Source organism: Streptomyces sp. enrichment culture (assembly GCF_964273145.1).
GTDB lineage: Bacteria > Actinomycetota > Actinomycetes > Streptomycetales > Streptomycetaceae > Streptomyces.
In genome coordinates, this window is sequence record NZ_OZ186875.1 from 145,176 (window position 1) to 151,423 (window position 6,248).

Below are 6,248 nucleotides of genomic sequence, written 5' to 3' on the forward strand. Positions count from 1 at the left end.
AAGCAACCGGAGGAGCCGTGACGCAATCACGGGCCGACCGCTTGGAGCCCGCTTTGGTGCGGTTGATCGCCGTGGTCCTGCTCGGCGGCATGCTGGGCATCCTCAACAGCACCATGGTCTCCGTCGCGCTCGATCCCCTGAGCGAGGAGTTCGGCGCGTCCATCAGTGCCATCGGCTGGGCCTCTACGGGCTTTCTGCTGGCCGTGACCGCTCTGATCCCGTTCACCTCGTGGGCGGTCGACCGGTTCGGCAGCAAGCGGATGTGGCTGATCGGCCTGACGCTCTTTCTGATCGGATCACTCGCCTGCGCGTTCGCATGGAACGTGGGCAGCCTGATCGGATTCCGGGTCGTCCAGGGCCTGGGAGCGGGCATCCTGGACCCCTTGGTGCTGGTGCTGCTGGCACGGGGCGCCGGCCCCGCACGCGCCGGCCGGGTCATGGGGCTGATGGGCGTGGTCCTCTCGCTCGGTCCGGTGCTCGGGCCGGTCGCGGGCGGTGCCGTCCTCGACGGTTTCTCCTGGCGCTGGATGTTCTGGCTCAGCGTCCCCCTGGGGCTCGTCGCGCTGCTGCTCGCGGTCAGGGTCGTCCCCGCCGATCCGCCACGCGGCATGGAGGCTTCCCACCCGCGCCTCGACGTCATCGGGCTGGCACTGCTCGGACCGGGTTTCTCGGCCCTCGTGCTGGCGCTGACCCAGAGCGCGGAGCGGGGCGCGTTCACCGACTGGCTGGTCCTCGCCCCTCTCGTCCTGGGCGCGGCCATGCTGATCGCGTACGCCACCCACGCCCTGCGCGCGCGGCGCACCCCGCCGCTGATCGACCTACGCCTGTTCACCAGCGGCAGCTTCACCGCGAGCGTCTCGGTAATGACGCTGAACGGCCTGGCCACCTTCGCGAGCCTCTTCGCCCTGCCGCTCTACTACCAGCAGGCACACGGGCACGGCGCACTCACCGCCGGCCTGCTGGTGACGCCGCTCGGTCTGGGCGCCGCCATCGCCATGCCGCTGGCCGGAACCCTCAGCGACCGCATCGGCAGCCGGAGCCTGGCACAGGGCGGTGCCCTCGCCGCCGCGCTGGGGGCTCTGTGGCTCACGCGGATCTCCGCCGACACCTTTGCGGTGTGGACGTCGGCCGCTGCGCTGATCATGGGCGCGGGCATGGGCTTCGTCGGCGCACCGACCATGGGCTCGCTGTACCGGACACTTCCAGGACCCCTGGTGCCGCAGGGCAGTTCCGTGCTCTACATGCTCAATCAGCTCGGCGCGGCCGTCGGCATCGCCCTCGTCACCGTGATCATGAAGACGCACGGTGACGGGAACGTGATGGACGGCATCCGCGGTGTCTTCTGGTTCGCCATCGCCACGCTCACCGCGCTGCTGCTCGCCACGCTCTTCCTGCCGGGGCGGTCCTCGGACACGCCCGCGGCGACGGCGGACCCGGCCGGGAAACCGGTGCCCCACGAGCGGTCGGCCGCCGACACCTCCGGAGTGCGCTGAGGGCCGCCCCGGCTTTCCGCCCTTCCGCCGGATCGTGACGCTTCCGACGGAAGAGCGAGAGTCGGGGCAGGCGGCTCCCGCCCGCGGTCCGTGCTGACCGCAGCCGTCGACGAGGACGCCGATTCCGCGCCGCAAGCCCAGCCGCCCAGCCACCGTCACGGCCGTGCTCGGCCCGTCGACCGGCGATCGGCTCCGCCGGCTTGGGGCGCTCGGCCTTCTGTCCAAGTGGTTCGACACACTGGTGGTTTCGCCGGCATGAGGTGATCAGACTGATGCGACTGGTGGCGAACCAGGGGTACGAGCGGTTTCCGCAGCGGAAGCCATTCACGAGCGGTATTCAATGACAAGGGGACAACATGCCATACGGCCAGTTCCTGGCCAAGGGCGCCGGGGAGGACACTCCGCCCTTTTGGATCACCACCACCCTGATCGTGACCGTCGGCGTGGCGTTCCCGGGGAGTAAGGCGCGCAAGAGGTAGCACCACCTGCGGGACGCAAAGGACGCACGGCGTGCTCGCCCGGCTGGTTTCCGTACCGTCCGGGCCGGACAACGGCTGCCCGCGCTGCTGCCCGCACCCGCAGGGATAACCCCTCTTTCAGGACCGTGGCAGACGTCTCCTCGGTCTGCTGATGTGACCACGGGCTGTGGGGTACACGGGCACCATGTTCTTCTTCAGCAACCGGGTCGGCTGTCTGGGCTCCCTGCTCATCAGCGTGATAGCGACCGCCATTCTGTTCATGATCTTCGCACGCTGAGTCGTACTGCCCATGTCCATCGCGTGTCGATTCGTGAGAGTTGTTCGATCCGTTCCGGCGGGAGTGTCGCAGCTCTGCTGCGTTGGTTGTTGATCCACGCTCCGAGTCGGATTTCCCTCTCTTCCGGGTCCCTGCTGCCGCTATTTCCGTCGCCGTCGTTTCCGTTGCCGCCGAGGACGATCCGCTCGGTGTGCTTCCTCGGCACCTTCAGGTGTCCCTCGCGCTCGTAGAACTGCTTGGCGGCCTGGTAGTTGATGGCCCACTTGCTGTCCTGGCTCTGGCGGGGCCGGGGTTTTTCGTCCTGGGTGGCGGGTTGGATGCCGAGGGTGTGTTCGCACATCCACTGCTGCACGGCCGTCAGCTTGTCCCAGCCGAGCCGGACCGAGCGCACCCATCGTCCGAGGTCTTCGCCTTGGTGCACCACGGTGCCCGGTTCGATGGGGAGTTTGCCGCCGGTCTCCAGGTGCGTGCGGGTGAGGTGGAAGCGGCGTTGCCATGTCACGGGCCAGGCCGGGCACCAGGCGGGGTCGATCTCCTCGAGCTGTTCGCGCCGTTCGGCCGGGAGTACCCAGGCCGATGTCGTCCTCACCGGCAGCCCTTCGGCGCGCCGCTGCTCGGCCTCCGTGCCCCGGCGGGCGGCGGCGCGTGCGTTCTTCAGCCAGATGCCCACTTTGTAGCCCTGAAAGGTGGCGTCGGTGGGTGCGAGCAGGTGGCCGTGCTCGGCGGCCCATCCGCGGGCGGCGGCGAGTCCTTCCTCCCAGGCGACGTCGTGGTGCGACCACACCATGCCCAGTCCCTCCAGCTGTGCGATGCGCTCGGCGGGCAGGCGGCCGCGGGCGTGCAAGCGCCTGGCGTCGGCGATCCACTGCCCGAGCGGGAAATCGGCGAGCGAGGCCGGCCACCCCTCGCCGTCGGCCTCCTGGCCGTCGCCGCCGGGCACCCGGAACGTGAACGGCACCCTCAGATCGCCGTGGAGCCGGCGGTAGATGACAGCGGCCTCCACCCCGCGCCGCCAGTGGGCGTGTTCGGGGTTGATCACGCGCAGATTGATGAACGCGGCCAACTGCGCGGGGTCGCGCGGGGTGGAGAACTTCAGCAGCTGCCGCGCCGGCACCGACAGCCGGTCGCCGGGGCCGCTGCCGGTCCCTTCCTCGCCCTCCTGAAGCCCGTTGCGGCTGTGCACGCCCCTGACGCGGCTGCGCGCCTGGGGCTGGGCGAGCTGCTCCACCACCCGGGCGTCGTGCGCCCTGAGCGCCTCCAGCAGCCTCGCCAGCCCGCCGAACGCCCGCGAGGTGAGCATGGTGTCGGCCGTCTCGCCCGGTCCCAGCAGTACCGGCACGACGAGTGAGGCGACCTTGCCCTCGCCCGGCTGCATCCGCAGCGCGCGGCCCACGGCCTGCACGAGGTCGGGCATGGAGCCGCGCACGTCCGCGAAGTAGACGGAGTCGCAGTCCTTGGTGTCGACGCCCTCACCCAGTACCCTCACCGAGCCCAGGAAGCCCTTTTCCACCACGGTGCCGTCCGTGGCGATCCCGGCCGCGAACTCCCCGAGAACTTGCCGCCGGTGGCCCGGCTTGTGATCGCCGCACAGCCAGTCCGCCCAAATGATCTTCGGGTACGGCTCAGGATCCGCGGCGTGCAGCCGCTTGGCGACATGAGGGAGGCCGGCCGCGAACGCCTCGGCCTCCTTCACTTGGTGGTGGAAGACGAGCGTGCGCCTAAAGCCCTCCTCCGACGACGCCTTCAGCAGGGCGGTCTGAAGGGCTGCGAGCCGGGCCCCGCGGACCCGGTCCGAGCGGCCCTCTGCGCCCAGGAGCTGGGCGGCCCGGAGATGGGTGTCGGTGATGTCCACGCACACCACCTGGTACGGCGCGCAGATCCCCCGATCGATCGCCTCCGACAAGGTGAGGGTGTAGCAGCGGGTGCCGAACGGCCCGTCCGGGTCGTCCTCCATCGATGCCACCAGCTCACCCGGTACGCCCCGCGCGCCCTGCCCGGCGTCCTCGTCCAACTGCCACAGCCGGGGCGTGGCCGTCATGTACAGCCGCCGCAGCGACGGGATCCGCTGGTTGTCGTGGACCACCGCCCACGGCTTGCCGATCCGACCCGACGTCCGGTGCGCCTCGTCGACCACGACCAGGTCCCAGCCCGGAAGACCGGCCCCATGCGCGCGTTCCAGCGTGCCCAGCCCGAGGGAGGCGTACGTGGCGAACACCGTGACCTTGTCGAACGGCCGCACCCAGGCGACCAGCTCGTCCACGTCGGTGGTGTTCGGGAAACCCGCCTCTTCCCCGCGCAGGGACGACACCCCGATCATCGGGCCCGTGCGGCCCCCCACCCGCCAGGCGGCCTCGGTCTGGACGAGCAGGTCCAGCGAGGGCACCAGCACCAGTACCCGGCCCGCATGGAGCTCTTCGGCGCTGCGGGCGGCGACGAGGGTCTTGCCCGAGCCGGTCGCCATGATCACCTGAGTCCGCAGGCCTCGCTCGGGCACTGTCGACCGTGCGGGAAACCGCAGCGCACGCAGCACCGCGTCAACTGCTTCCCGCTGGTGGGGACGGAGTTCCTCCGCTGTCATCCTGCTCCACCTTTCCCTACGGACCGCGTCAGAGGTCACACGCGGCAGAAGACGGGAAACCTGCACATGGATGCCGTGGGACCGGCTGTATACACGCTGCCGTGACCAAGCCGTCAGCGTCCGGCCGAAAACGAAGAAACATAAGCCGGAACGAGCCACCACACCTCAGCGGCACCACCGTCCGATCCCAAACTCTATCTCAAAAAACTTTGAAACATTCCATACCGATGATTAAGAACCGCCCCACCCAGGGAACCCGAGGCCGAAACAATCCGAAAACCACCGCCACCACCGGGAAGGAACACACCGATGGAAGAACAGCAGACCCGACACGACAGCCACGACCAGGCGGTGTGCAAGGCCTGCGGGAGCAGGCCCGCCGACCCGGCCACGGACAGGACACTGTGTGGCCACTGCGCCGCCGCACTCGAACTGCCGGACACCTCCGGACTGGTCGAGGACGAAGGTGCCGCGGTCCGGCGCGCATTCGAAAACCGGGACATGCGCTCAGAACACTGACAGGCACCACCGGCAGCGCACCGCAATGACGATGCCTCTCTGTTCTTTGCGCCCCCGCCGTGCTTCCGCTCCGCCCCCGCTGGAAGGCCAGAAGGACACAAGGGCCAAGAATGGGGGTAGACGGAAAGTCATGGATGGCACACGACTCCGGCAGGACGAGGAAAACCCGCAGGAAGCCCGTGCCCGCGGGACCATGCGGATCTGGCAGTGGGCCAGGTGGGCGGCACTGGTTCTCACGGTCAGCTGGGCGGTGAACTGGACCGGCAGCCTCATCCAGGGCGAGCAGGGATGGGACCTGTGGTGGCCTCTGGTCAGCACCGTCATCTGGACAGGGGTGACCGTGAACGGCTTTGTGACCTACCGCCGGATCAAAACAACGACCTTGCCGGCCCTCACCGGCCGGCCATCCACCTGACCGACCTTCACCCAGTCCACTCCCGGTTCCCCACCACCCCAGCAGGCCACCCGACAGCGGTGACGGACGATGCCCTCAACGGTCCCCCAAGCCACGTTGGACGGTGCAGAGCCGGTTAGCCGGACATCGTCCGAAACGGAGAACCGGATCCTCGACTCCCCTTATCACCGGCTGCACACGGGACATGTGGAACTGCCCCACTGCCAGTAAATGGATGAGGCCCCAACCCGCCAGCGCCCCGCTGGCAGCCAGCCCGGCTCGCGAGAGCGAGCCACAAGGGACTGAAGGCGCAGCCGGAAGGACCGCAGGGCGGGGGAGCGCAGCGGACCCGCCCCAGCGCTGGAGTGAAACGAAAGCCCCTCGGGGGCACAGCCCCCCCCGTAGCTCCGGGAGCGCAGCGAACGAAGCGTCACCCGGGTTGCGCAGCAACCCGGGTGACGGGACGCGCAGCGTCCCGCCGGCGCTCCTGCGAAGCAGGAGCGCCCCC

The 6,248-nt window shown here is 69.3% G+C and carries 5 protein-coding genes; 4 read left to right on the forward strand and 1 reads right to left on the reverse strand.

Annotated elements, in window-relative coordinates; translation table 11 throughout:
- Positions 1-17 precede the first annotated feature (17 nt).
- Together ACSU6Z_RS29890 and ACSU6Z_RS29895 are read left to right on the forward strand one after the other, a co-directional pair.
- Positions 18-1,493 (forward strand): DHA2 family efflux MFS transporter permease subunit, encoded by a 1,476-nt coding sequence (locus ACSU6Z_RS29890; protein ID WP_437050788.1) that lies wholly within the window; start codon positions 18-20, stop codon positions 1,491-1,493.
- 356 nt (positions 1,494-1,849) lie between these two features.
- Complete coding sequence (locus ACSU6Z_RS29895) at positions 1,850-1,972, forward strand: hypothetical protein (RefSeq protein ID WP_437050790.1); 123 nt, start codon at positions 1,850-1,852, stop codon at positions 1,970-1,972.
- A gap of 257 nt (positions 1,973-2,229) precedes the next feature.
- Here the strand turns inward: ACSU6Z_RS29895 and ACSU6Z_RS29900 are convergent, their stop codons facing one another.
- On the reverse strand, positions 2,230-4,827 hold the full coding sequence (locus tag ACSU6Z_RS29900; protein WP_437050791.1) for a Helicase associated domain protein: 2,598 nt from the start codon (positions 4,825-4,827) through the stop codon (positions 2,230-2,232).
- A gap of 309 nt (positions 4,828-5,136) precedes the next feature.
- On the opposite strand from ACSU6Z_RS29900, the gene ACSU6Z_RS29905 reads away from it, so the two are divergent.
- Both ACSU6Z_RS29905 and ACSU6Z_RS29910 read left to right on the forward strand, forming a co-directional pair.
- Positions 5,137-5,346 carry a hypothetical protein gene (locus tag ACSU6Z_RS29905; protein ID WP_437050792.1) on the forward strand — a complete coding sequence of 70 codons (210 nt, stop codon included), beginning with the start codon at positions 5,137-5,139 and terminating at the stop codon, positions 5,344-5,346.
- Positions 5,347-5,476: 130 nt separating this feature from the next.
- Positions 5,477-5,761 carry a hypothetical protein gene (locus ACSU6Z_RS29910; RefSeq protein ID WP_437050794.1) on the forward strand — a complete coding sequence of 95 codons (285 nt, stop codon included), beginning with the start codon at positions 5,477-5,479 and terminating at the stop codon, positions 5,759-5,761.
- Positions 5,762-6,248 lie beyond the last annotated feature (487 nt).